This window comes from Vicinamibacterales bacterium (assembly GCA_036504215.1).
Classification (GTDB): Bacteria; Acidobacteriota; Vicinamibacteria; order Vicinamibacterales; family Fen-181; genus FEN-299.
In genome coordinates, this window is sequence record DASXVO010000072.1 from 1 (window position 1) to 2293 (window position 2293).

The following is a 2293-nucleotide window of genomic DNA, read 5'->3' on the forward strand; positions in this document are numbered from 1 at the left end:
CCCAGCGTCAGGCCCCCGATCCCGGTGTCGAAGAACGTTCCCGAGGTTGCTGCGAGCCCATAGCCCGCCGTCGCCACGTCGAGATCCATCAGGAGGCAGCCGCCTTCGGCCTCGGCGATCCGCCGCCCCGGGTCGACGGTCACGGACCGCCAGCGCGACAGGTCGATGACGAATCCGTCGTCGGGCATCGAGTGGCCTGCGACGCTGTGGCCGCCGCCCCGCACGGCGATGGCAAGGTCGGATTCGGACGCCCCGCGGACGGCAGCGACGAGATCATCCGTGTCGGCGGGTCGGAAGATCAGGCGTGGACGACGATCGAGCATGCCGTTGAACAGCGCCCGCGCGCTGTCGTACAGGCGATGGTCCGGGCCGATCACAGAGCCACGGGTCCGGGCCGCGAGCGATCGCTCGAGCGCGTCGATGGTCATGGCCTCCAGCCTCTCCTCCACTGCCTCAACGAGGTCCAATCCTCTCGTCCCGCTCCCATCGAGTCAATCGAGCAAACCGGCACCCGCCTTGTGCCTACCATGGCGATCATCGCCGTCGGCCCCGCGATCCTGACGAGGATCCGCACGGGTCGAACCTCCACGACGCATGAAGGATCGTCCGATCGACGCAGAACAGCAGCGGGAAGCTGCCGCCCTTGCAGCCCTCGGTCGCACGCTCGCCTCGATCGCGGGCTCCCGGTTCGACCTCGACGAGGTCCTGCAGGCGGTTGTCGAAGAGGCCGCACAGCTGTGCGGTGCCGACTCCGCGGACATCGCCGTTCGCGAAGGCAGCGCGTACCGGCAGCGCGCCTTCATCGGGTTCTCGCCCGAGTTCGAGGAGCTCGTACGTGGTGTCACGTACGCGCCGGATCGCGACTCGGTGGTGGGCCGGGCCATCCTCGACGGGCGCATCGTGCACATCGAGGACGTCCTCGCCGATCCGGACCTCAAGGGAAACCCGTTCCAGGCGGAGGTCCGACTCACGGGCGGCATCCGTACCGACCTGGGCGTACCCATCCGCTATGACGGCCAGCTGATCGGGGTGATTGCAGCCGCCCGGAACGAGGTTCGCCCGTTCTCGGAGCGTGAGATCGGGCTCGTGGAGCTCTTCGCTGATCATGCCGCCATCGCGATCGTCCTTGCGCAGACGTTCGCGACTGTCGAGCGCCAGCGAACCGAGTTGGCGCTGTACGCGCCGCAGGCCGCAGAGCTGCTGTCGTCGGCCGAGGGCGAGCAGCTCCTCGCCGGCCACCGCCGCGAGATCTCCACGCTGTTCGCGGACCTGCGCGGGTTCACGGCGTTCGCGGAGCGCGCGGATCCCGAGGAGGTGCTTGGCGTCCTGCGGCAGTACCACTCGACCGTCGGGCGCTTGGCCGTCGCCACCGGTGGCACCGTCGAGCATTTCGCGGGCGACGGTCTCATGATCTTCTTCAACGACCCGACACCGATCGCCGACCACCAGCTCGCGGCGGTTCGAACAGGATGCAAGATGCGCGATCAGTTCGCCGCCCTCGCAGCCGACTGGCGCAAGCGCGGCTACGAGCTTGGCCTTGGGATCGGGATCGCCACGGGCTACGCCACCGTCGGTCGGATCGGCTTCGAGGGCCGTTACGACTACGCCGCGATCGGGACGTCCGTCATCCTCGCCTCGCGGCTCTCGTCGGCCGCCAAGGCCGCCGAGATCCTGATCAGCCAGCGAGTCATGGCGACCGTTGAGAACTGGGTCGAGGCCGATGCCGTCGCCGACCTCGAGCTCAAGGGCTTCAGCACGGCCATCGCTGCGTACGCCGTTCGATCCTGCCGCGCGCGGCCGGCGTGAATGGCCCAGGCGGTTGTCGAGCTCGAGAACGGGGTCGATGGGCCCGCTCCGCGCGAGGTTCGGGACGCCAGGCTAGGGTGCAGGCGCGATGTTCCCTTCGAGGAGCTCCTTCAGGCCGGTCCAGATTCGCAGCTCCTGCCGCCGACCCATCCGCGCCACCAGCGGGCCCATCAGCTTGAGCATCCCGTGCGGCTCGATCTCTCCCGACCACGCCATTCGGGTGCCCTCCGAAACGGGCTCGAAGGTCAGGGTGTAGGCGATGTCCATGGAGGGCATCGTGGTCTTCGACGCGAGCAGCCGGGGTCGCTCGTACTTCTTGAACTCGATGACCATCGAGACGGGCCGGCCGCCGCTCACGACCTCCGCCCGGTACTGCGTGCCCACGCCGATGGGTCCCTCCGAGATCTTCTCGGCGAGGCGCATCTGCGCGTTGTACGTCGGCTCGTTGCACTCGTCGGCGACGAAGTCGAAGACCTCCGCGACGGCG

The 2293-nt window shown here is 68.6% G+C and carries 3 protein-coding genes; 1 reads left to right on the top strand and 2 read right to left on the bottom strand.

Annotated elements, in window-relative coordinates; all coding sequences use genetic code 11:
* A partial coding sequence (locus tag VGK32_19920) for an FAD-dependent oxidoreductase (protein ID HEY3384038.1) occupies positions 1–428 on the bottom strand: 428 nt, incomplete at its 3' end.
* 166 nt (positions 429–594) lie between these two features.
* Between VGK32_19920 and VGK32_19925 the strand changes: the two genes are divergently transcribed.
* Positions 595–1806 carry an adenylate/guanylate cyclase domain-containing protein gene (locus tag VGK32_19925; GenBank protein HEY3384039.1) on the top strand — a complete coding sequence of 404 codons (1212 nt, stop codon included), beginning with the start codon at positions 595–597 and terminating at the stop codon, positions 1804–1806.
* Positions 1807–1878: 72 nt separating this feature from the next.
* On the opposite strand, the gene VGK32_19930 is transcribed toward VGK32_19925, so the two are convergent.
* A partial coding sequence (locus tag VGK32_19930; protein HEY3384040.1) for an SRPBCC family protein occupies positions 1879–2293 on the bottom strand: 415 nt, incomplete at its 5' end.

Coding starts and splice junctions, on each gene's coding strand:
- VGK32_19925 (HEY3384039.1), top strand. CDS start 595: ATGAAGGATCGTCCGATCGACGCAGAACAGCAGCGGGAAGCTGCCGCC.